Below are 22,462 nucleotides of genomic sequence, written 5' to 3'. Positions count from 1 at the left end.
GTCCGCCTTGCCGGTCGCATATTCTTGATACAACCTTTGCGGACTTATGGGCGAGCTGCACGTCGACGTGGTCTCGCTCATGGCCCAAGGAGCGATGCATGAGCCAGCTACCGGCGGTCCATTACGACCAGAACATCAAGTACGACGTTCCCTATGTCTTCATGGACGACGCCAACGACTGTTGGGAAGCGGCGTTGCGCATGATGTTGAAGTTCAACAAGGCCGAATTGAAGGACGACCGCCTCAGTCACGAGGGACGGCGGTTTGGGGTCAACGACCAGCAGTTGGCCGAGATCCTGTCGCCTTATCTGAACCGGCACAACGAGACCTTCAACACCGAGACCCGAGTCTATGAGTTCCTCAGGGAGCATGGTCCGGCGGTTCTCGTCCTGAACGAAGGCGTGATGATCAACCATGTGCAGGTCTTGACGGGCCGCTGGAGAGGCACGGTCTTCCTGAACAATCCGGACAACGACTTCAGCAAGGCCGACCTCAGCGCCTCGGGGCCCTTCAATCTGATCGAGACCAGCATCAAGCACCGCTATGGCGGACTGTCCTTCCAGGAGTGGCGGGATTGGATCGCCGATCAGGTCAGCGACGAGGCGACGCCTATCGCGGCCTATGGCTTGTCGCCGGCGGACTCGCCGATCTCATCGGGGCGCGCCTCGCCGGTGGCGCCGCGCAGCCGGCCGGGATCGCCCCAGCTTTCTCCTCGCGTGTCTCCGCCTGGCAGTCCCGTCGCGACTTCGCCCCTTCGATTCGGATCGCCGCCTGGATCGCCTAGGCTCTCGCCGCGCGGCGGCTCTCCCAACGGCTCGGGAGCGTCGACACCGACGCAGGGTCCGGCCAATCCCGGCTTCGACGTCCTGGAATTGCGCCGGATGCTGGAGCGTCAATTGCCCAATTCCGGGCGCGAGGAGAAGCTGCGCTACATCGCCGACATGGAGGAGCAGATTCTGTTCCGCCAGCATCGACCCATGCCGTTCCAGACCTTTCGCGAGTTGCTGATGGTCGACAGTGGAGTGTGGACGCTCAAGGACTGGTAGTCGCGGCCGGCGGCTCTCACTCCGCCACCGGCGTCCAGACCACGTCCTCGATCCGCCGCGCGCCGGTCGCCAGCAGCACCAGCCGGTCGAAGCCCAGGGCCGAGCCCGACGCCTCGGGCATGTGCGCCAGGGCGGCCAGGAAGTCCTCGTCGATCGGATAGCGCTCGCCGTAGATGCGGGCCTTCTCGTCCATCTCGATCATGAACCGGCGACGCTGTTCGGCCGGGTCGGTCAGTTCGCCGAACGCATTGGCCAGCTCGACCCCGCAGGCATAGAGCTCGAAGCGCTCGGCCACGCGCGGATCGCCGGCCTTGGGGCGGGCCAGGGCGGCTTCCGAGATCGGATATTCGCACAGCACCGTGGCGCGGTCTTCGCCCAGGCGCGGCTCGACCTTCTCGACGATGATGCGGCTGAAGACGTCCGCCCAGCCGTCGTCCTCGGCGACGCGGATCCCAGCGGCGACAGCGGCGGCGGCCAGGGCGTCGCGGTCGGTGGAGCCGTCGGCGGCGACGCTGGCCAGCAGGTCGACCCCGGCGTGGCGCTCGAACGCCTCCGCCACCGACAGGCGCTCCGGCGCGGCGAACGGATCGCAGGCCATGCCCCGGAAGGCGAAGCGCGTCGTCCCCGCCGTCTCGGCCGCCAGGGCCAGCAGGGTCGCGCAGTCGTCCATCAGGGTCTGGTAGGGGGCGCCGGCCCGGTACCATTCCAGCATGGTGAACTCGGGATGATGCAGCGGCCCGCGCTCGCGGTTGCGCCACACCTTGCCCAGGCTGAAGATCCTGTCCTCGCCCGCCGCCAACAGCTTCTTGCAGGCGAACTCCGGCGAGGTGTGCAGAAAGAGCGGCCGGGCCTCGCCCGCGATCGTCAGGGCCTGGGTGGCGAAGGCGTGCAGGTGCGCCTCGTTGCCGGGCGAGACCTGCAGGGCCGCGGCCTCGACCTCCTCGAAGCCCTGACCTTCGAACCAGGCGCGGAAGGCCTTGGTGATCCGGTTCCGGGCCAGCAGGAACGGGCGGCGGTCGGCGTGGACGTCGGCGCGCCACCAGGGGGGTGAAGTCGAGGACAAGCTTAGCCTTTTGGAGCGCAAACCGAAGAAGCTGGAGATTCTGGCCCGTTCGCTATAGGAGGGCGAGCATAGATCAATAGCATGATGGCGCCCGCGGCCTCGCGCGCGCTTTCTTCCAAGGACGGTAAGTACGTGAAGGTCGCTGCCAGCTCGCTCCGCAAAGGCGCCGTCGTCGATATGGACGGCAAGCTCTATGTCGTCCTGACGGTCGACAACATCCATCCCGGCAAGGGCACCCCGGTGACCCAGCTGAACATGCGCCGCATCTCGGACGGCGTGAAGGTTTCGGAGCGCTACCGCACGACCGAGCAGGTCGAGCGCGCCTTCGTCGACCAGCGCAACCACACCTTCCTGTACCAGGACGGCGACGGCTTCCACTTCATGAACCCGGAAACCTACGACCAGCTCGTGGCCACCGAGGAAGTGATCGGCGACGCCGCGCCCTACCTGCAGGAAAACATGACGGTCCAGCTGTCGACCCACAACGACGTGCCGATCGCCATCGAGCTGCCGCGCACCGTGGTGCTCGAGATCGTCGACACCGAACCGTCGGTGAAGGGCCAGACCGCCTCGTCGTCGTACAAGCCGGCCGTGCTCAGTAACGGCGTCAAGACCACCGTACCGCCGTACATCACCGTCGGCACCCGGGTGATCATCCTGACGGAAGACAACTCGTATCAGGAACGCGCCAAGGACTAGGCGTCCTTCGGTTCCGGAAGACGAAAGGCCCGGGGCGGAAGCTCCGGGCCTTTTTTCGTTGAAAGCTGTCATCCCGGCCAAGCGCGCAGCGCGCCGAGCCGGGACCGCTGGAAGCTCAGAGCTTGTAGCGGTCCCGGCTCTCCGCTGCGCTGCGGCCGGGATGACAGTTTTAAAAGTCCGCCGACAGCGTCACAAAGCCCATGCGCGGCGGCTGCGGGAAGGCGGTGTAGCCGCCCGAGTTGCTGGTCACGCCGGCGGTCGAGACGCCCTTCTTGTCGAACAGGTTGGTGACGTTCGCGCTGATCCGCGCGCCCTTCAGGAGGCCGTCCGACGGCAGGTCGAACGTGTAGCCGGCCTGAAGGTCGACCAGCATCATCGCCTTCACCGACAGGTCGTTGAGGTAGGTGACGAAGCGCTTGCCGACATAGTCGCCGCTGATCTGGGCGTCGAACTTGCCGAAGTCGAAACGGGCGATGGTCTTGTTCAGCCACTTCGGCATCAGCGGCACGTACTTGCCGCCGGTGGCGACGGTGACTGGGGTCGAGACGCCGCCGACGATCGTCGTGCCGCTCTGATAGTTCTGGTCGTACTTGGACTCGTTGTACGACAGCGCGTTGTAGAGCTGGACGTGCTCGCCGAACTTCAGGGTGCCGGCCAGGTCGACGCCCTTGGTGGTCACGCCGCCGACATTGGCCAGGATGGCCGGCGCCGGGTTGATGAAGTTGAAGGGCGCGATGTTCAGCAGGCGGTTGCTGAACTTGACGTCGTAGACATTGACCTGACCCTCGACGCCGGTGATCGGGCCCCAGGTCACGTCGCGGCGGCTGCGCAGGCCGGCTTCATAGGTCCACGAGGTCTCGGGCTTCACCGTGGTCTTGAACAGCTCGAACGCCGCCTGGGTCCCCAGGCTCCAGGCCGAGAAGCCGTAGAAACCGCTGCCCGCGCCGTACGGGATGAACTGGCGCATGTTCTGCTGGACGTTGACAAACACCTGCTCGTGCTCGGTGACGTCCCACAGGGCGCCGACCTGGGGCAGGAACCACTTGTTCGACTCGATGCCGCCCGTCGGATAGTGGACCGGCACGGCCACGGTCGGCAGGTTCTGCTGGTTGATCGGGAACTTGCCGGTGGCGTCCTGCAGGCTGGACTTGAAGCCGGCCTGCAGCAGCAGGTTCGGCGTGATCCGCCACTGGTCCTGCAGGTGCAGCTGGATGTCGTTGACGTAGAACTCGGCGAAGTACTGGGTCAGGGCCTTCTTGCCGCGCGGCACGTCGTAGGGCGACAGGTCGTTGTTTTCCGCCGTCATCGGGTACCAGACGCGGTGTTGGGCCGGTTCGTTGTGCTCGAACCAGACGCCGCCCTTGATCTGGTGGTCGCCCAGCGTCCACTCGACCGTCGAGATCACGCCCGGACGGTTGATGCGGTACTCGGTGGTGCGCACGGCGTTGCCGCTGCCGCCCATCAGGGCGACGATGTTGGCCAAGGTGCCGGGGCTGGTGGCCGAGCCGCCGACCACGAGGTTCGGATAGTAGGTGGCGAACAGGCCGGGCAGGCCGGCCGTGTTGACCGGGCCGGCCACGATGCCGCGACCAAAGTTGTAGTGATAATAGGCCTGGTTGGTCCAGGTGAAGCCTTCCACGGGCGTCCAGGCGTACTTGACGTAGGCCAGGATGTCCTCGCGCTGGGCGGCGCTGAAGCAGTTCGAGAAGTTGGCGCCCTGGGCCGGCGGCGGCGTGCCCGGGCCGCCCGTCAGACGGCTCGTGCAGGCGGCGAGGTCGGGATAGATGAACGGGCGGCTATAGGGCGTGAAGCCGGCCGCCGCGGGGGTCTGCTGGTTGCCCATGGCGGTGGCGTCCTCGTTCGGCTCCACCTTCATCTGCCAGTCGGCATAGAAAGTCAGCACGCCCTTGTCGCCCTCGCGGACCAGCTTCAGATTCACTTGGGGGCCGCGCTGGTGGCCGTCGAAGTCCCAGGCCTTGGCGTCCTGGCGCAGGTACGAGATGTAGCCCCTGAAGCCATGGCCCAGGTCGCCGCCGTCGAGGCGAACGAAGGTGCGGCTGGCGTCGTGGCTGCCCAAGGTCTGGCGGACGTTGAGACCGCGCTCGGCCGCCGGATCGCGGCTGAAGGTCTCGATCGCGCCGCCCAGGTTGCTGGTCGAGGCCACGCCCAGCGAGCCGGCGCCCGACGACAGGGTCACGCGCGAGACATTCTCGCTCGTGACGGCGCGCGAGACCGACAGGCCGTTGTAGTTGCCGTACTGCTGATCACCCAGCGGCACGCCGTCCATCGTGAAGCCCAGCTGCTGGGTCGAGAAGCCGTGGACGAACAGCGACAGGTTCTGCTCGTTGTTGCCCCACGGATCGGCGGTCCGATAGACGACGCCGGGCAGGAACTGGATGGCCTTCAGCGGGCTGGCGCCGGGCAGGACACGCTGGATCTGCGAAGCCTGCATCGCGACGGCCGAGCGCGTCTCGCGCTGGCTGGTGATGATCAGCTGCTCGACGCTGGTCGAGTCGGCGTCGGCCGCTGGCGCGGCGGCGGCGGGCGCGGCCGTATCGGCGGCGTGGGCGCCGGTGGCGAGCAGCGCGGCCAAGGCGGCGCCGCGCCACAGGTGGCGATTGATCGTCTTCGTCGATTGCATCTGGCCCTATCCCCTTCGCGACATGCGACGTCCGAGGGCGGGGATAGGGTGGCCCCAAGACGGCTCCGCGACGGAACCGCAACGCTCCCGTGACGGTGCGTCGGAGCAACAGTCCAGTTAGAGGCCGATGGCCTCCAGCTGGGTGCGGCTCATGGCGTCCAGCTGGGCGGCGGTCAGCTTGTTGACCTGGGCCCGCGACAGCTCGGCCAGCTGGTCGGGCCTGAAGGCCTTGATCTGGTCGGCGGTGAAGCCTGAGACCTGGCTGGGCATGATCTGGTCGATCTGGGTGGCGTTCAGGCTCTGGATCGACACGGTCGGCAGCTGGCCCACCTGGGTGGTGGTCAGAGCCCCAAGCTGCGCGCCCGACAGCCGCGCCAGGCCCTCGGCGCCGAACGCCGTCAGCTGCTCGGCGGTGAAGCCGCGCACCTGGGTGGCGGTCAGGCCGCCGAACTGGTCGTTGCTGAGCGCGTCGATCGCGGTCAGCGACAGCGAGCCGACCTGGGCGCCGGTCAGGGCCGCGACCTGGGTCTTGCTGAACTCGCCGATGTCGCCGGCCGAGAGGCCGCGCAGCTGCACCGGCGTCAGGGCCGCGATCTGGCCGGCGGTCAGGGCGCCGACCTGGGTCACGGTCAGGGCCGAGATGTCGCCGGCCGAGAAGCCTTCCAGCTGCTGCGCGCCCAGGGCGGCGATCTGGGTGGTGGTGATCTCGCCGATGTCGGTGGCGGTGAACTGTTCGATCTGGCTGGCGGTCAGGCCTCGCACCTGGTTGGAAGTCAGGCGGGCGAACTGGGTGGCGTCCAGCGCCGACAGGATCTCGCCACGCACCGCGCCGATCTGGCTGGACGACAGGGCCGCGACCTGGGTGTTCGACAGCAGGCCGAAGGTGTTGGCGTCGAACCCGGCCACCTGGGTGGTCGACAACCCGGCGACCTGGGTGGCCGACAACAGCGGCAGGCGCGAGGTCCCCAGGGCCGCGAAGGCCGAGGCCGACAGGCCCCCGATCTGGTTGGCGGTCAGGCTGGCCACGTCGGTGGTCGAGAGATTGCCGATCAGGGTGGTCGAGAGGCCGGCCATCTGGCTGACGCTGAGCTGCCCCAGCCGTCCCTGGAACACGCTGTCGGGCAGGATGGCCAGCTGGGTGGCGGACAGCCCCGCGAACTGGGCGGCCGAGAGGCTGGTGATCGCGGTGGTCGGCAGGCTGGCCAGGTTGGTCGGCGACAGCGCGCCCACCTGTCCGGCGGTCAGGCCCGCGACCTGGGCCGCGGAGAACTCGGCGAAGTCGGTCGCCGACAGGCCGCCGACCTGGGTGGCGGTCAGGCTCTGCACCTGGGTGGTCGACAGCCGGGCGACCTGGGTGGCGGTCAGGGCGCTGAAGGCCGTGGCCGACAGGGCCGCCAGGAAGCCGCCGCCGAGGCCGCCGACCTGGGTCTCGGCCAGGGCCGCCAGCTGCGCGCCGGTCATCGCGCCGGCTTGCGTGGTCGACAGGCCCGCCAGCTGTCCAGAGGTGAGGCTGGCGACCTGGGTCGCGGTCAGGGCGGGCAAGGTGTCGTTGGCCAGGGCGCTCAGCTGCAGCGAACTCAGCGACGCCAGCTGGGTCGTCGACAGGCCGCCGACCTGGGTGGGACGTAGGGCCGAGACCTGAGACGGGACCAGGGCCCGAACCTGACTGGTGCTGAGCGCGGCCAGCTGTGTGGCGCTGAGCGCCGCGATGTCCGAGGCGGGCAGGGCGGCCAGCTGGCTGGTCGAGATGGCGCCGACCTGGGTGGCGCTGAACTCGGCCATGTCCTCGGGCGTCAGACCGCGCAGCTGGGTGGCGGTCAAGGCCGCCATCTGGCTGGTCGAGAGGCTGGCCGCGTGCGTGGCGTCCAGCGCCGACAGCGCTCCGGGCGCCAGGCCGGAAATCTGGCTCGGGGCCAGCTGGGCGAGGCGCTCGGACTCGATCCCGCTCACCGCCGTCGTCGACAGGCCCGCGATCTGGGTCGAGCGCAGGGCGGTCCACTGGCTGGTCGAGAGATTGCGCAGGTCGGCGGCGTCCAGCGTCGCGAGCTGGGTGGCGCCCAGGCCCTGGACCTGGGTCGTGGTCAGGCCCGCCCACTGGGTGGTCGAAAGATCGCCGATCACGGTGGTCGACAGCGCGCCCACCTGGGTGGGGGTCAGGGCCGCGACCTGGGTGGCGCTGAGCGCGCCGAAGGTGCTGGCGTCCAGGCTCCTGACCTGGGTGGGGGTCAGGCCGCGGATCTGGACGGCCTCGAGCTGCTGCAGGCTCTCTGGCGACAGGCGGCCGAGATTGGTCGCCGACAGCGCGCCGAGCTGGGTGGGCGTCAGGCCGCCGACCTGGGTGGCGGTCAGGCTCCGGGCGATGTCGGACGGCAGGCCGGCCATCTGGTCGGTCGTCAGGCCGCGCAGCTGGGCCTGGCCCAGCGCCGCCACCTGGGCGGCCGACAGGCTGGCCAGGGCGGTGACCGACAGCTTGCCGACCTGGGTCGCGGCCAGGCCGGCGATCGCGGCGGCGGGCAGGTGGGTGACCAGGGCGCCGACCTGGGTCCCGTCCAGCACGCCGATCTGGGTGGGGTTGAGCTGGGCGACGTCGGTGTCCGACAGGCCCTTCAGCTGGGTGGTCGTCAGGCCCTTCATCTGGGCGGTGGTCAGGCGCGAGGTCTGGCCGCCGTCCAGCGCCGACAGCGCCTCGGGAGTCAGGCCGCCGATCTGCACCGCGCTGAGGCCGCCGATCTCGGTGGTGTTCAGGCGGCCGATGTCGGTGGGCGAGAACACGCGCAACTGGGTGGGCGTGACGCCCTGCAACTGGCCGGGCGCGAACGGCGCGACGCCACGCAGGGCGACCAGCTGGGTTCCGGACAGGGCGCTGATCTGGCCGGACACGAACGCGCCGGCCTGCTCGGGCGTCAGGGCCGCCAGATCGCTGGTCGACAGGGCCTTCAGCTGCAGCGGCGACAGGGCCTTGAGCTGGCTGGGCGAGAAGGCGCCGAAATCCTCGTCCGACAGGGCCGCCAGCTGCTCGGGCGGCATTTCGCGGATCTGGGCGGCGGTGAAGGCCTTCAGCTGGGCGCGGGTGAATTCGTTGAAGTCCTCGCCGTCCAGGCCCTTCAGCTGGCTGGGCTGCAGGCGGACGATCTGGCTGGCGCTGAGCGCCCCCACCTGGGTGGCGTCCAGGGCCGACAGGGCCGTGGCCGTCAGTCCGCCCAGGGTCGCGGGATTGATGGCGGCGATCTGCTCCGCGCTGAGGCCGGCGATCGCGGTCACCGACAGGGCGGCGGCCTGGTTGGCGGCCAGGCCGGTCAGCTGGGTCGTCGACAGGCCGGCCAGGAACGCGGGGCCCGCGCGGCCCAACTCGGTCGCCGACAGGGCGCGGATCTGGATCGGGTTCAGCGCGGCCACGCGGCTGGCGCCCAGGCCCTTCAGCTGGTCGGCGTTCAGCACCGACAACTGGGCCGTGGTGGCGCTGGCCCACTGGCCGGGCGTGGTCAGGGCCAGGGCGGACGCCGGTAAGGCGCGCAGGGTGGCGGCCGACAGCGCGCCGAACTGGGTCGCGGTCAGGGCCCCGACCTGCTCGGCCGACAGGCTCGAGACCTGGGTCGCGCTCAGCGCCGCCACCTGGGTGGCGAGAAAGGCGGAGACCTGTTCCGGGCTGAACTCGCCGAGGTCAGTGGTCGACAGGGCGCGCAGCAGGGGCGCCGACAGGGATCGCACCTGGATCGGCGACAGGCTTTGGATCTGGTCGCGCGACAGGGCCGAGAGGGCGGTGATGCTGAGGGCGGCCACCTGGGTCGTGCGCAGACTGTCCAGCAGCTGGGTGCTCATGGACGCGACCTGGGTCCGCGACAGCGCCTGCACCTGGGCCTGGTTCAGCACCGTCAGCTGCGTGGCGCTGAAGCCGATGGTCGTGGGCAGGCGCGGCAGTTGGGCGGCCGTCAGCCCGGCCAGCTGATTGGTCCGGAATTCGGCGAACTGCTCGGCGCTCAGGCCGCTGATCGCCGTGATCGAGATCGCCGAGACCTGGGCCTTGGTCAGCTTGGCGAATTCGGAGGGGGGCGCCGCGGCGATGGCCGCGCCGCTGAGCGCCGCGATCCGCGTTGGCGTCAGGCTGGACAGGACGGGGTCCGAACCGACGACCGCCATACGATACTCCACCGAACTCGAGCGATCCGGGCGTCCCCTTCGAGGACGACGCGGTCGATGGCGTCGCCCATTTTCCGGGCGGCGATTCGTTAATCTCCACTCTAGGTGGAATGTTGTTTAGTTCAAACTGTATTTCCTATCTTGGCGTAGCGGGTCAAGCCCGCGACCAGGGCGTCGAAGACCAGACGCACCCGGCGCACGTCCTTCAGATCCTCGTGGGTGACGACGAAGGTCTCCAGGTCGAAACGGATCGCCTCGGGCAGCACGCGCTCCAGCATCGGATCGCGCGCGGCCAGGCCGACCTGGCAGACGCCGAGACCCAAGCCGGCGCGAATGGCCGCCAGCTGAGCCACGTCGTTGTCGGTGCGAAACGAGAACTCGTCCGGACGCAGGTTCAGGCCGAGGGCCTTGACCGCGCGGACGCCGATCGTCTCGGTCTCGTAGCCGATCAAGGGCAGGCGGCGCGCCTCGTCGAGGGTGGCGGGGCGGCCCCAGGCGTCCAGCAGGCGCTTGTGGGCGTGCATGCCCAGCGTGATGTTTCCGACCCGTTTGGCGACCAGCGCCTCCTGGGTAGGGCGGACCATGCGCACGGCGATGTCGGCCTCGCGGCGCAGCAGGTCCTCGCTGCGATTGGTCAGGGCCAGTTCGAAGACCAGGCCCGGATGCGCCTCGCGCAGCTCGGCCAGGATCGGCGGCAGCACCTCCATGCCGACCACCTCGCTGGCCGTGATCCGCACCGCTCCCGAAGCGGCGTCGGCCTCGGCCGAGGCGGCGCGGGCCAGGGAGGCGGCGGCTATGGCCATGGCCCGCGCGTGCTGCGCCAGCTCCCGCGCCAGGGGCGTCGGCGTCAGTCCCGAGGGCGAGCGAGTGAACAGCGCCACGCCCAGTTGGGTTTCCAGGTCCTCGATGCGCCGGCGCACCGTGGGCTGGGCCGCGCCCAGCTCGCGGGCCGCCGCCGAAAGGCTGCCGGTGTCGAGCACGGCCAGGAAGGCGCGCTGACGCTCCCAGTCGACGGCGGCGGAGACCTCGATGTTCATATATTTTTGATAAGCCGATCGAACATTCTTGGCAATTTCTATTGAGGCGGGCGGACGGCATCTTCTGGTCAACACAAACGTAGGAGCCGGCCATGACCGTCCAGAACCGCATCGCTCTCGTCCTCGGCGCCACCGGCGGCGTGGGCGGCGAAACCGCCGCCGCCTTGGTTCGCCGGGGCTGGACCGTCCGCGCCCTGGCGCGCGATCCGGGCAAGGCCCGCCTGGCCGGGGTGACTTTCCTGAAGGGCGACGCCCTGGACCGCGAGGCCGTGGTCGCCGCCGCCCAGGGCGCGTCGATCATCGTCCACGCCGTGAACCCACCCGGCTATCGCGGCTGGAAGACGCTGGTCCTGCCGATGCTGGACAACACCATTGCCGCCGCCCGGGCCAGTGGCGCGCGGATCCTGCTGCCGGGCACGATCTACAACTACGACCCGGCCGCCCATCCGGTGATCGACGAGGCCACGCCCCAGCGCGCCCACACCCGGAAGGGAAAGATCCGCATCGCGATGGAGGCCCGCCTGGAGGCCGCCGCCGCCCCTGAAGGCGAAAAGGCCGGAGTTCGCTCGCTGATCCTGCGGGCCGGCGACTATTTCGGACCGCGCTCGACCGCCAACAGCTGGTTCGCCTCGGGCCTGGTGACGCCCGGCAAGCCGGTGAAGACCATCCTCTATCCGGGCGACAAGGGGCTCGGCCACGCCTGGGCCTATCTGCCCGACATCGGCGAGACCTTCGCCCGCCTGGCCGATCGCGAGGTCGAGCTGCCGGCCTTCGCCCGCTTCCACTTCGAGGGGGTCTGGGACGCGGACGGAACGGCCATGGTCGGCGCCATCGCCCGCGCGGCCAGCTTGAAGCGTCCGAACGTCCGCCAACTGCCCTGGGGCCTGCTGCCGGTCGCCGGCCTGTTCAGCGAGACCCTGCGCGAGCTTTCCGAGATGAAGCCGTTCTGGCGTCACGCGCTGCGCCTGGAAAACCGCAAGCTGGTCGCCTTCCTCGGCGAGGAGCCGCGCACGCCGCTGGACGTCGCGATCCGAGCGACGATGCAGGGTCTGGACGTGCCGGTGGTCGAGGCGTCGCCGTCGCTGAAGCTGTCGCGAGCGGCCTAAGGCCGCGCCGACGCGCTTCTCCTAGACGGCCTACCGCAGCCGCTCGCCCTCCATCTCCTTCAGGAACCAATCGCGGAGCTTCAGGATCCTCGGCAGCTTGGGGTTCTCCGGGCGCCAGACGAAGTGGTGGCCGGTGGCGACGTCGATCTCGCCGGGCAGGGGGCGGACCAGGCGGCCGTCGCCGAGGTCGCGGCGGGCGATGCCGCTGCGAGCCAAGGCGACGCCCAGGCCCTGGGCGGCGGCGTCCAGCATCATCGACGAGTCGTCGAAGCCCAGGGCCGGCGGCAGTTCGGGCGCTTCCACCCCCATGGCGTGGAACCAGGTCGACCAGGGCAGGCCAGTGTGGCGCAGCAACGGGGCATGCAGCAGGTCCTCGGGCTTGTCGATCGGATAGCGTTCCAACAGCGCCGGACTGCAGACCGGGAACAGCACCTCGTCGATCAGCCGCACCGACTCCGTGCCCGGCCAAGGCCCCTCGCCGAACCGCAGGGCGACGTCGGCGCCGTCGGTGACCAGGTCGGACATGCGGTCCTCGACGCGGATGGTCAGGTCGAGCTCGCCGGTCTCGGCCGAGAGGCGGGCCAGCTGGGTGACCAGCCAGCGCGTGGCGAAGGCCGCGCCAGTGGAGACGACGATCGGGCCGCTGGCGGCGCGACGGGCGCTGTCCACGCCCTGGCGCAGGCTGGCGATAGCCTCGCCGACCCGGGCCGCCAGGGCCGCGCCGGTGGCGGTGGGCTCCATCTGGTTGCCGCGCCGGGCGAACAGCTGGACTCCCAGCTCCTCTTCCAGCTTGCGGACCTGCTGGCTGACGGCGCCGTGGGTGACGAACAGCTCGTCGGCCGCCCGGCTGTAGCTCTTGTGTCGGGCGGCGGCCTCGAGGGCGACCAGCGAGGAGAAGGGCGGCAGGCGCATGGTCAAGATGTGGGGATGTTAGTCCAGCTCACAAGTCCTCGCAGATACCATCGTTCGTAAAGCAGAGATCGTTTTGGCATTGTCCTCATCGCGGCGCCGCACCTGCCATTCACGATCTTTCTGAGGACGGAAACGATGAAGACCCTGCTTCTCGCGGGCGTGCTGACGCTCGCCCTGTTCACCGGCGCGGCCGTCAAGGCGCCGCTGCTGACCCACGACGACTTCCGCTGGGCCGAGGGCATCACCCCTCACACCGTGCGATAGTCCCATGCCGGACGATGCGCGCGGGGGCGCGCCGAGTTACGGACAGCAAAAAGGCCCGGAGGAAAGCCTCCGGGCCTTTTCATTTTCAGAGGCCTTTTCCGACCGCGCGGCTTACTTTCCGGCGGCGGTCAGGGCGTCCATCAGTTCGGGGACGGCCGTCTTGTAGTCGGCGACCAGGCCGAAGTCGGCCACCTGGAAGATCGGGGCGTCGGCGTCCTTGTTGATCGCGACGATCACCTTGGAGTCCTTCATGCCGGCCAGGTGCTGGATGGCGCCCGAGATGCCGATGGCCACGTACAGCGACGGGGCCACGACCTTGCCGGTCTGACCGACCTGATAGTCGTTCGGGGCGTAGCCGGCGTCGACGGCCGCGCGCGAGGCGCCGACGGCGGCGCCCAGCTTGTCGGCCAGCGGTTCGATCACTCGCTGGAACTCCTCGGCCGAGCCCATGGCGCGACCGCCCGAGACGACGATCTTGGCCGCGGCCAGCTCCGGACGGTCGGACTTGACCATCTCCTCGCTGACGAACCGGGTCTTTCCGGCGTCCGCGCCGCTCACGGTCTCAACCGAGGCCGAGCCGCCTTCCGCCGCCGCCGCGAAGGCGGTCGGGCGGACGGTGATCACCTTCTTGGCGTCCGACGACTGGACGGTCTCCAGCGCGTTGCCGGCATAGATCGGGCGCGTGAAGGTGTCGGCCGAGACGACTTCGACGATGTCCGAGATCGGGGCGACGTCCAGCTTGGCGGCGACGCGCGGGGCGAAGTTCTTGCCGCCCGAGGTGGCCGGAACCAGGATGGCGTCGTAGTTGCCCGCCACCGCCAGGACGGCGTCGGCCTGGGCTTCGGCGATCCCATGACCCAGGGCGTCGGACTCGGCCAGCAGCACCTTGCGGACGCCGGCGATCTTGCCGGCGGCGTCGGCCACGGCCTTGGCGCCCTTGCCCAGCACCAGGACGTCGACGTCGCCCGAGATCTTCAGGGCGGCGGTGACGGTCTTGTGGGTGCCATCGCGCAGGTGCGCGTTGTCGTTATCGGCGACGACGAGAACAGCCATTACAGCACCCCCGCGGTGTTGAGCTTCGAAACCAGGTCAGCGGCGGTCTCGACCTTGATCCCGGCCGAGCGCTTGGCCGGTTCGGTGACCTTGATGACTTTCAGGCGCGGCGCGATGTCGACGCCGTAGTCGGCGACCGCCTTCTGGGCGATCTCCTTCTTCTTGGCCTTCATGATGTTGGGCAGGCTGGCGTAGCGCGGCTCGTTCAGGCGCAGGTCGGCGGTGACGATGGCCGGCAGGTCGACGTCCAGCGTCTGCAGGCCGCCGTCGACCTCGCGAGTGACCTTGGCGGTCGAACCCGAAACCTCGATCGCCGAGGCGTAGGTCGCCTGCGGCCAGCCCAGCAGGGCCGACAGCATCTGGCCGACGGCGTTGTTGTCGCCGTCGATCGCCTGCTTGCCCATCAGGACCAGGTTGGGATTTTCCTCGGCCACGACGGCCGCCAGCAGCTTGGCCACGGCCAGCGGCTCGGGATCGGCGTCGGTGGTGATCAGGACGCCGCGGTCGCCGCCCATGGCCAGGGCCGTGCGGATCGTCTCCTGGGCCTGCGCCGGACCGATGCTGACGATGACGACCTCGGTCGCCACGCCCTTTTCCTTGAGGCGCACGGCTTCCTCGACCGCGATCTCGCAGAAGGGGTTCATCGACATCTTGACGTTCGCAAGGTCGACCCCGGTCTGGTCCGCCTTCACGCGGGCCTTCACGTTGTAATCGATAACCCGTTTGACCGGGACTAGGACCTTCATCGGTTTCCACCGCCTCCAGGCTGCTTTTTATCCTGCTTGCCATCCGACTTACCGCTTGTGCGCCGCAATGCAAGTTTCCCTTCGCGTAAACGTAATGCCTTAGGGAGGGTATCGTTCAAACGGTTGTACGATTTCTGGGTTTTCGCGACGCCGACAAGGTCCGCGCGGCCAATTCCCTTAAGGACGGAAAGACGGTAAGGGGCGGCCATGAACAAGACTTTCACCCGTCTGAAGTACATCTTCCTGGGCCTGTTCCTGCTCGGCAGCGCCGGCGTCCTGGCCTATCACGGCCTGTGGGTCTGGCCGAAGGAGCGTTGTGAAGCGCGCGGCGGCGCCTGGGCCGGCAAGTGGCTGAAGTGCGCGACCGTCTATCCGATCGAGACCCTGACGCGCCGGCCGCCGAACACCCCGCCAATCAACGGCCAGACGGACGCGGCGCCGGCGGCTCAGCAAGAGAAGTAGCCCTACATCGTCATCCCGCGCTTTAATGCGCGGACGAGTGCGGAGCGGGGCGATGCTCTCCCGTGAAAGCTGACCCATGGGTCCAGCGAACAAGTCGCGGGATGACGGGTTTGGTAAGGAGATCGGCGCCGCCCCTACCGCGTCGCCCCCGGCTTCCACAGCACGTCCGCGTTCCCCTTGTCGTTGCTCCAGCGCGCCGCGACGAACAGCAGGTCGGACAGCCGGTTCAGATATTTGATCGCGGGCGCGCCGACGATCTCGCCCTCCAGGCCCGACAAGGCCACGCAGGTCCGCTCGGCCCGGCGGCAGACGGTGCGCGCCACGTGCAGGGCCGCGGCGGCCGCCGAGCCGGCGGGGAGCACGAACGACGTCAAGGGTTCCAGCTCGCCGTTCAGTAGGTCGATCTCCTGCTCCAGCCGCTCGACCTGGCTGTCGAGAATGCGCAGGGGCTCCCAGTCCGGCTTGCCGTGCTGCTCGGGGGTCGCCAAGTCCGCGCCCAGGTCGAACAGGTCGTTCTGGACGCGCTCCAGGATCGCATCGAGCACGGGATCCTGTGCGGTGTGCTGTCGCGCCTGGCCGATGGTGGCGTTGGTCTCGTCGACTCCGCCATAGGCCTCGACGCGCGGCGAGGCCTTGCTGACCGGGGCTCCGGTGGCCAGGCGGGTCGAGCCGCCGTCGCCGGTGCGGGTGTAAATGCGGTTCAGCGTGACCATCGGTCGCGGACCCTCGTTCGACGAATAAGGCTAGGTTTTACGAGCCCTTACGCCACCAGAAGGCGGCGGCGACCAGGACGATGATGGCGATGAACTGCAGAAGCACGCGCAGCCGCATCAGCTTGTTCGAATAGGAACGGCCGAAGTCGCCCCCTCGGAACAGGGCATAGAGGCCGGCGGCCAAGGCGATCAGCACCGCCAGCAGCGCGGCGGGAACGAGAAAGTCGAACAGGTGGCTCATGGCCGCCGAGAATAGGGCCTGCGACGGAGCCGCGCCATAGAGGCCGGAGCCGTAAGGAGCCTCACGCGTTCATGCGCCTTCGGCGCGCGACTCGGTTCGGCGACCGTTGTCCGCTGAGTCAACTCGCCGAACCTGTTCGATGAGCGCATTTGTCGCAGTGACGCTTTGAAAGCGCTCCCATATCTCTGTCATGCGCCTTTGTTCGGCGATTTTTGTTCGATTCCGCGGTTGCAAATACGCCCCCCTAGCGTTATTGCGCCCGCTTCCTATTTTTCCAGTGCGCGTTCGTTGAACATGATCAACTCCCCCACCGCGGATCGTTCAACGCCTTTCACTCACCCCAGCGGGGGTAGGAGCTAACCCTATGGCCCAGAGCGCTCGCCTCGCGACCGCCGCTGAGCTCTCCGCGTCCGATCGCGAAGAAGCCCTGGCCGAAGTCCGCCAACTGATCACTGACCTGCGCGACGCCGCGCAGGACGGCCGCCAGCTGGCTCGCCGCTACGCCGACGTCCTTCAGAACGTCGTCGACGAGTATTGCATCGAATTCGAGAAGCGCGCCGAGGCCGCTCTCGCCCGCCTGGAGGCCGCCGCATGAGCTTTGTGTCCGTCAATATCGAGTCCGCCACCGACTCTCCGGTGAAGCTGACTCGCCGGGCTCTCGCCAAGCAGCGCACCCGCGAACGCGTCCTGGCCGCCGCCCGCCGCCTGTTCAGCGAGCGCGGCTACGAAGGCGCCACGATCCGTGACATCGCCCAGGCCGCCGGCATGTCGACCGGCGCCGTGTTCGCCAGCTTCGCCGACAAGTCGGAGCTGTTCGAAGAGATCCTGACCGCCGACTACGAAGTCATCTACGCCCAGATGACCCAGGCGTCGCGCAACGCCAAGACGGTGGACGAAGCCCTGCTGGGCCTGTTCGGCGTCGCCTACAGCTTCCACGTCGAGCAACTGCCGCTGCTGCGCGCCAGTATCGCGGTGTCGTGGACGCGTTCGGAAGCCGCCGAGCGTCGCGCCCGCGCCGACATCAAGCACATCTTCCGCCTGATCGCCGAAGCCACGCAACGCGGCGTCGAACAGGGTCAGTTGAAGAAAGATATCGACGCTAAGCTCTTGGCGGAGATCACCTGGGACGTGTATGTCGCCAACTATCGCCGCGCCGTCTATGACGGTTGGTCGGTGGAGGCTCTGCTGGCGCGGCTTTCGGATCAACTGAAAGTCATCTTCGCGGGCGCCCGCGCTTAACCCGACGACGCTCCGTTCGGGGGAACGGAGCGTCTTCGATTGAACAATGACGCTAGCGTGTTCGAGGGGGACGTGCGTGGGCGTAAGAGATGATCAGAAGGCGGCGACGCGCGAGAAGGTTCTCGAGGCGGCGCGCGACCTCTTCAATGATGTTGGCTACGAAGAGACCACCATCCGCGCCATCGCGGAGCGGGCGGGGGTTTCGGTCGGCAGCGTTTTCACCACCTTCGCCTCCAAGGCGGAGGTGCTCAGCCATGTCATGGAGCATCGGCTGACCGAGCTCTACGCCGAGTTCGATCGGGTGGTCCCGTTCCTGCGCGGCAGCACGGCCGACCGGCTGTGCTCGATTTTCGCCATCCACTACGAGTTCGAGACCCGGCGGGCGAAGCTGTTCCTCGCCCACATCGCCGCCTCGTACAATCCGAACAACGACCCGGGCGTGACGCCCTACGGGCGCAATCCGCGCCTGACCCAGATGCTGCACGATGTCCTGGAAGAGGGCGTGCGCAAGGGCGAGGTGCGGACCGACCTGGACCTGCGCCTGATCGTCGACACCCTGAAGGCCGCCTACGCCTGGAACTACCGCATGACGGCCGCGGCCGGGGCGACCCTGCCGGCGGCCGAGATGTCGGCGGTGATGGACAGGCAGATCGCCGTGATCGCCGAAGGTTGGCGGCCTCGGTAAGAGCGGAAAACTGTCATCCCGGAAGCCTCGCAGAGGCTATCCGGGACCGCCGGGAGCACGGAGCTTTCCGCGGTCCCGGCTCTCCGCTGCGCTACGCCGGGATGACTGGGTGGAGGGTCCCTACAGCGTCGCCATGTCGATCACGAACCGGTAGCGCACGTCGCTGCGGGCCATGCGCTTGTAGGCCTCGTTGATCTGGTCGATGGCGATGGCCTCGATGTCGGCGACGATGCCGTGCTGGCCGCAGAAGTCGAGCATCTCCTGGGTTTCCTTGATCGAGCCGATCATCGAGCCGGCCAGGGTGCGGCGACCGGGGATCAGGGCGAAGGCGTTCAGCGGCACGGGCTCTTCCGGCGCGCCGACCAGCACCATGGTCCCGTCGACCTTCAGCAGGTTCAGATAGGCGCCCCAGTCGATGCCGGCCGAGACGGTGCAGATCAACAGGTCCAAAGTCCCGGCCAGGGTCTCGAAGGTCGCCGCGTCGCTGGTCGCGTAGTAGTGGTCGGCGCCCATCTTCAAGCCGTCTTCGCGCTTGGACAGGGTCTGGCTGAGGACCGTGACCTCGGCTCCCATGGCGTGGGCCAGCTTGACCCCCATGTGGCCAAGGCCGCCCATGCCCAGGATGGCGACCTTCTTGCCGGGGCCGGCGTTCCAGTGGCGCAGCGGCGAATACAGAGTAATGCCCGCGCACAGCAGCGGGGCGGCGGCGTCCAGGGCCAGGTTGTCGGGGATCGACAGGACGTAGCCTTCCTTGACCACCATGTGGTCCGAATAGCCGCCATAGGTCGGCAGGTCGCTGCCCCGCTCGAAGCCGCTATAGGTTAGGACGAGGCCCGGCATGTACTGCTCGCGGTCCAGATCGCGGGCGGCGCAGGTGGTGCAGCTGTCGACGAAGCAGCCGACGCCGACCCGGTCGCCTTCCTTGAAGCGAGTCACCCCGGAGCCGACGGCGGTGACCACGCCGGTGATCTCGTGGCCGGGCACGATCGGATAGACGCTCTGGCCCCAGCCGTTGTCGACCATGTGGATGTCGGAGTGGCAGACGCCGCAGTGCTTGATGGCGATGACGACGTCGTCGGCGTTCGGCTCGCGGCGGTCGAAGGTGAAGGGCGCGAGGGGCGCGCCGGCGGCGGGCGCCGCATAGCCTTTGGCTTTGGCCATTCGATGTATCCTTGAATTGGGGGGACGATCGGGGAGGATCGAACGATGGCAGCAGTGCCACGAGGTGGCAGGAGGGCGTTACGCCGATCCTGCGAGTGTCTTGCACGATCCTGCAAAGCTGGGCGGAAACGGTTTTCCGGCCCCGCGCGGAGGCGTAGAGCTAGGATCTCGCGAAAGCCCGGAAAACCAGACCGTTGAGCGCATTCACCGCCCCCGGCGTCTATGCCGAGATCGCCGACCTCGTCGCCTGTTACGCCGACGACGACCATCCCGAGTCCGCGATCGACGGGCTGTTCCTGACTCGTCGCTGCTCGCCCAGCGGACGGCTGCATGTCGACCAGCGGCCGTCGTTCTGGCTGGTGGCGGGCGGTCGCAAGTGCCTGACGGTCGGCGACGAGGAGCTGCACTACGGCGTCGGCGACTGCCTGCTGGTGGCCCTGGACCTGCCCGCGACGGCGCGGATCGTCGAGGCCAGCGAGGCCGCGCCGCATCTGTGCGTCGGCGTGGCGATCAATCCGGCCCGGCTGGCCGAGCTGATCGGCCGTCTGCCCGACCAGGCGACGGCCGCGCCGAGCGGCCTGCGCGGCGTGGCGGTCAATCCGGCCTCGCCGGAGCTGCTGGACGCCACCCTTCGCCTGCTGCGCCTGCTGGAACGACCCGCCGACGTCGCGGCGATGGCTCCGCTGATCGAGCAGGAGATCCTCTACCGCCTGCTGAGCGGTCCGCACGGCGCGCGGCTGCTGCACATCGCCATGGCGGACGGCCAGGGCCACCGTGTCACCCGCGCCGTCGCCTGGCTGCGCGCCCACTTCGCCGAGCCCCTGCGGATCGAGGCCCTGGCCGACCACGTGGGCATGAGCGAGAGCTCGCTGCACCACCACTTCAAGGCCGTCACCAACATGACGCCGATGCAGTACCAGAAGCAGCTGCGGCTCTACGAAGCCCGCCGGCTGATGCTGGCCGAGAACATGGATGTCGGGACCGCCGGCTACAGCGTCGGCTACCAGAGCCCGTCGCAGTTCAGCCGCGAGTACCGGCGGCTGTACGGGCTGTCGCCGGCGCGCGATCTCGAAGCGCTACGGGCGCCGTTGGCGGCGGAGTAGGGACTTCGAGCGCCCCCTCCGTCACGCTGCGTATCCGCAGCGAGCCACCTCCCCCGCTTCGCGAGGGAGGAGAAAGCCGCACCTTCCTCACCCGTGAAACGGGGGAGGTGGCGCGGCGCCGATAGGCGACGTGACGGAGGGGGCGCTGCCGTTACCTAGGCATCCAGCACCGACCGCACCTTGGCCGCCAGCGACGGGGAGTCGTACGGCTTGTCGATCATCGGATATTCGTCGGCCCAGTCGATGGCCTCCGCGCCGATGAAGCCGGAGGTCAGCAGCACCTTGAGCCCCGGATTGCGACCTCGGGCGCGGCGGGCCAGGTCGAGGCCGCTGACGCCGCCCGGCATGACGACGTCGGAGAACAGCATCTCGAACGCCTGCGGGCCCTTGAGTCTGCGCAGGGCCATGGCGGCGTTGCGAGCCGTGGTCACACGGTAGCCCAGCGACTCCAGCGTATCGACCGCTAGGGCCAGCACCGACGGATCATCCTCGACGACCAGGATGTGCTCCGAGCCGGTGGCCTCCTCCGAGCGCGTGGTCGGAACGGTCTCGACCGCGGCGGGAGCCTCGATGGCGGGCAGGGTGATCTCGAACGCCGCGCCCTCGCCCGGGGCGGTGACGACGGTCACCTCGCCGCCGGATTGCTGCACGAAGCCATAGACCTGACTCAGGCCCAGGCCCGAACCCTTGCCGACGTCCTTGGTGGTGAAGAACGGCTCGAAGATCCGCGAGGCCACCTCGGGCGCCATGCCAGGACCGGTGTCGCGGACGATCAGGCGGTGGCCGGCGGCCGGATCGGCGCGGACCGTGATGGTGATGCCGCCCGCCCCGTCCATGGCGTCGCGCGCATTGACCGCCAGGTTCAGCAGGGCGCTTTCCATCTGGGCCGGGTCGATATGGACGAAGGCCGGGGCGCTGTCGGCCTCCAGCTGAACCGACACCGCCTCGCCGACGGCCTGGCGGATCAAGGGCGAGAAATCGCGGACCAGGTCGTTCAGGTCCACCGCCGCCGGGTCCAGCCGCTGCCGGCGCGAGAAGGCCAGCAGTTGGCGGGTCAAGGCCGCGCCGCGCTCGGTGGCCTGGCGGATCGCCGAGACCTGGCGGGCGAAGGCGAAGCCATCGCCGGAGCGCCGCTGGATCAGGTCGACATTGCCCAGGATCACGGTCAGCAGGTTGTTGAAGTCGTGGGCGACGCCGCCGGTCAGCTGGCCGACCGTCTCCATCTTGCGGGCGTGGCCCAGGGCCTGCTCGAGGGCGCGGCGCTCGGTATTGTCCAGCAGGGTGCCGAACACGACCGGCGCACCGGTGTCCGGATCCTCGCTGAGGATGCCCTGGTCGATCAGCAGCTTGTAGGTCCCGTCCGCGCACTGCCAGCGGTACTCGCAGGCATAGGCGCCGACCCGGCGGGCCTCGTCCTGGGCGCGCGCGACGATCTGGCGATCCTCCGGATGAACGCGGTCGAAGCCGAACGCCGGGTCACCGGTGAAGTCGTCGGCGGTGAAGCCCGTCAGGCCCTTGACGCTGTCGCTGACCGACAGGGCGGCGTAGGGCGGATCGGCGGCGCGGGAATAGAAGACGATCGGCAGCGCGCGCTGAATCGCCTGCTGCCGCCGCAGCGACGCCTGCAGCGAACGCTCGGCCTCCAGCTTCTCGGCGTGGACGCGGGCGTTCTCCTCCATCAGCCGCTGGCGGTTCTCCAGCTCCTGGGCCAACTCGACCCGCTTGAGATGGAGGTCGACCAGCACCTGCACCTTGGAGCGCAGGATGAACGGGTCGACGGGCTTGAACACCACGTCGACGGCGCCGGCCGAATAGGCTTTGAAGATATGGCCCTCGTCACGGAACACGGCGGTCAGGAACACGATCGGCACGTCGCGGGTGCGGCGGCGCTCGCGGATCAGGGCGGCCGTCTCGTAGCCGTCCATGCCCGGCATGTGCAGGTCCAGCAGGATGACCGCGAAGTCGTCGGTCAGCAGCTGGCGCAGCGCTTCGGGGCCCGAGCGGGCGATGACCAGCTCCTGGCCCAGGGCCTCCAGCGCCTGGCTGGCGGCGAACGCATTGCGCTCGTCGTCGTCGACGATCAGCACCTTGGCCCGAGGTCGGTCCAGCGCGACAGGCTCGGGCGGAAACTGGACCGCGGGAATCGACGCCATC

Annotated in this window: 20 protein-coding genes; 9 read left to right on the top strand and 11 right to left on the bottom strand. The window is 68.7% G+C overall.

Annotation, left to right across the window (positions count from 1 at the left end; all coding sequences use genetic code 11):
- Positions 1–98 precede the first annotated feature (98 nt).
- Positions 99–1,046 carry a papain-like cysteine protease family protein gene (locus ABIC66_RS00370; RefSeq protein WP_354067247.1) on the top strand — a complete coding sequence of 316 codons (948 nt, stop codon included), beginning with the start codon at positions 99–101 and terminating at the stop codon, positions 1,044–1,046.
- Positions 1,047–1,062: 16 nt separating this feature from the next.
- Here the strand turns inward: ABIC66_RS00370 and epmA are convergent, their stop codons facing one another.
- Positions 1,063–2,130, bottom strand: a complete 1,068-nt coding sequence (gene epmA, locus ABIC66_RS00365; RefSeq protein WP_354067245.1) for an EF-P lysine aminoacylase EpmA — start codon at positions 2,128–2,130, stop codon at positions 1,063–1,065.
- Positions 2,131–2,241: 111 nt separating this feature from the next.
- On the opposite strand from epmA, the gene efp reads away from it, so the two are divergent.
- Positions 2,242–2,808 carry an elongation factor P gene (gene efp / locus ABIC66_RS00360; RefSeq protein WP_354068339.1) on the top strand — a complete coding sequence of 189 codons (567 nt, stop codon included), beginning with the start codon at positions 2,242–2,244 and terminating at the stop codon, positions 2,806–2,808.
- A gap of 169 nt (positions 2,809–2,977) precedes the next feature.
- Here efp and ABIC66_RS00355 read toward each other — a convergent pair whose 3' ends face one another.
- From ABIC66_RS00355 to ABIC66_RS00345, 3 genes are all read right to left on the bottom strand, one after another.
- The gene (locus ABIC66_RS00355; protein WP_354067244.1) at positions 2,978–5,449 is read right to left on the bottom strand and encodes a TonB-dependent receptor; all 2,472 of its coding nucleotides are present in this window, start codon (positions 5,447–5,449) and stop codon (positions 2,978–2,980) included.
- 117 nt (positions 5,450–5,566) lie between these two features.
- Positions 5,567–9,586, bottom strand: coding sequence for an ice nucleation protein (locus tag ABIC66_RS00350; RefSeq protein ID WP_354067243.1), 4,020 nt, complete (start codon positions 9,584–9,586; stop codon positions 5,567–5,569).
- Between the two features lie 122 nt (positions 9,587–9,708).
- On the bottom strand, positions 9,709–10,623 hold the full coding sequence (locus tag ABIC66_RS00345) for a LysR family transcriptional regulator (protein WP_354067242.1): 915 nt from the start codon (positions 10,621–10,623) through the stop codon (positions 9,709–9,711).
- 92 nt (positions 10,624–10,715) lie between these two features.
- Here ABIC66_RS00345 and ABIC66_RS00340 point away from each other — a divergent pair, with 92 nt between their 5' ends.
- Positions 10,716–11,729, top strand: a complete 1,014-nt coding sequence (locus ABIC66_RS00340) for an NAD(P)H-binding protein (protein WP_354067241.1) — start codon at positions 10,716–10,718, stop codon at positions 11,727–11,729.
- 30 nt (positions 11,730–11,759) lie between these two features.
- On the opposite strand, the gene gcvA is transcribed toward ABIC66_RS00340, so the two are convergent.
- Positions 11,760–12,641, bottom strand: a complete 882-nt coding sequence (gene gcvA, locus ABIC66_RS00335) for a transcriptional regulator GcvA (RefSeq protein ID WP_354068338.1) — start codon at positions 12,639–12,641, stop codon at positions 11,760–11,762.
- A 135-nt stretch (positions 12,642–12,776) separates the two neighbouring features.
- Here gcvA and ABIC66_RS00330 point away from each other — a divergent pair, with 135 nt between their 5' ends.
- Complete coding sequence (locus tag ABIC66_RS00330) at positions 12,777–12,905, top strand: hypothetical protein (RefSeq protein ID WP_354067240.1); 129 nt, start codon at positions 12,777–12,779, stop codon at positions 12,903–12,905.
- A gap of 111 nt (positions 12,906–13,016) precedes the next feature.
- Here ABIC66_RS00330 and ABIC66_RS00325 read toward each other — a convergent pair whose 3' ends face one another.
- Positions 13,017–13,958, bottom strand: a complete 942-nt coding sequence (locus tag ABIC66_RS00325; protein ID WP_354067239.1) for an electron transfer flavoprotein subunit alpha/FixB family protein — start codon at positions 13,956–13,958, stop codon at positions 13,017–13,019.
- Complete coding sequence (locus tag ABIC66_RS00320; RefSeq protein ID WP_354067238.1) at positions 13,958–14,704, bottom strand: electron transfer flavoprotein subunit beta/FixA family protein; 747 nt, start codon at positions 14,702–14,704, stop codon at positions 13,958–13,960. The genes ABIC66_RS00325 and ABIC66_RS00320 overlap by 1 nt, the downstream gene beginning before the upstream one ends.
- Positions 14,705–14,911: 207 nt before the next feature.
- Between ABIC66_RS00320 and ABIC66_RS00315 the strand changes: the two genes are divergently transcribed.
- On the top strand, positions 14,912–15,166 hold the full coding sequence (locus ABIC66_RS00315) for a hypothetical protein (RefSeq protein WP_354067237.1): 255 nt from the start codon (positions 14,912–14,914) through the stop codon (positions 15,164–15,166).
- 134 nt (positions 15,167–15,300) lie between these two features.
- On the opposite strand, the gene ABIC66_RS00310 is transcribed toward ABIC66_RS00315, so the two are convergent.
- A complete protein-coding gene (locus ABIC66_RS00310) occupies positions 15,301–15,879 on the bottom strand; it encodes a cob(I)yrinic acid a,c-diamide adenosyltransferase (RefSeq protein WP_354067236.1) in 579 nt (192 codons plus the stop codon).
- Positions 15,880–15,916: 37 nt separating this feature from the next.
- Positions 15,917–16,120 (bottom strand): twin transmembrane helix small protein, encoded by a 204-nt coding sequence (locus tag ABIC66_RS00305; protein ID WP_354067235.1) that lies wholly within the window; start codon positions 16,118–16,120, stop codon positions 15,917–15,919.
- A 364-nt stretch (positions 16,121–16,484) separates the two neighbouring features.
- Between ABIC66_RS00305 and ABIC66_RS00300 the strand changes: the two genes are divergently transcribed.
- From ABIC66_RS00300 to ABIC66_RS00290, 3 genes are all read left to right on the top strand, one after another.
- On the top strand, positions 16,485–16,715 hold the full coding sequence (locus ABIC66_RS00300) for a CC0731 family SpdR-regulated protein (protein ID WP_354067234.1): 231 nt from the start codon (positions 16,485–16,487) through the stop codon (positions 16,713–16,715).
- Positions 16,712–17,359, top strand: coding sequence for a TetR/AcrR family transcriptional regulator (locus ABIC66_RS00295; RefSeq protein ID WP_354067233.1), 648 nt, complete (start codon positions 16,712–16,714; stop codon positions 17,357–17,359). Before ABIC66_RS00300 ends, ABIC66_RS00295 begins: the two co-directional genes overlap by 4 nt.
- 76 nt (positions 17,360–17,435) lie before the next feature.
- A complete protein-coding gene (locus ABIC66_RS00290) occupies positions 17,436–18,044 on the top strand; it encodes a TetR/AcrR family transcriptional regulator (RefSeq protein ID WP_354067231.1) in 609 nt (202 codons plus the stop codon).
- A 120-nt stretch (positions 18,045–18,164) separates the two neighbouring features.
- Here ABIC66_RS00290 and ABIC66_RS00285 read toward each other — a convergent pair whose 3' ends face one another.
- Positions 18,165–19,205, bottom strand: coding sequence for an NAD(P)-dependent alcohol dehydrogenase (locus ABIC66_RS00285; protein WP_354067229.1), 1,041 nt, complete (start codon positions 19,203–19,205; stop codon positions 18,165–18,167).
- A gap of 194 nt (positions 19,206–19,399) precedes the next feature.
- Between ABIC66_RS00285 and ABIC66_RS00280 the strand changes: the two genes are divergently transcribed.
- Entirely contained in the window at positions 19,400–20,308 is a 909-nt protein-coding gene (locus ABIC66_RS00280) for an AraC family transcriptional regulator (protein WP_354067228.1), read from the top strand.
- Between the two features lie 155 nt (positions 20,309–20,463).
- On the opposite strand, the gene ABIC66_RS00275 is transcribed toward ABIC66_RS00280, so the two are convergent.
- Positions 20,464–22,461 (bottom strand): PAS domain-containing hybrid sensor histidine kinase/response regulator, encoded by a 1,998-nt coding sequence (locus ABIC66_RS00275; RefSeq protein WP_354067227.1) that lies wholly within the window; start codon positions 22,459–22,461, stop codon positions 20,464–20,466.
- Between the last annotated feature and the right edge of the window lies 1 nt (position 22,462).

It is taken from the genome of Caulobacter sp. 1776, from assembly GCF_040545685.1.
Lineage (GTDB): Bacteria > Pseudomonadota > Alphaproteobacteria > Caulobacterales > Caulobacteraceae > Caulobacter.
The sequence above is the reverse complement of the archived record's forward strand: the minus strand, read 5'-3'. Positions and strand labels throughout refer to the sequence as shown.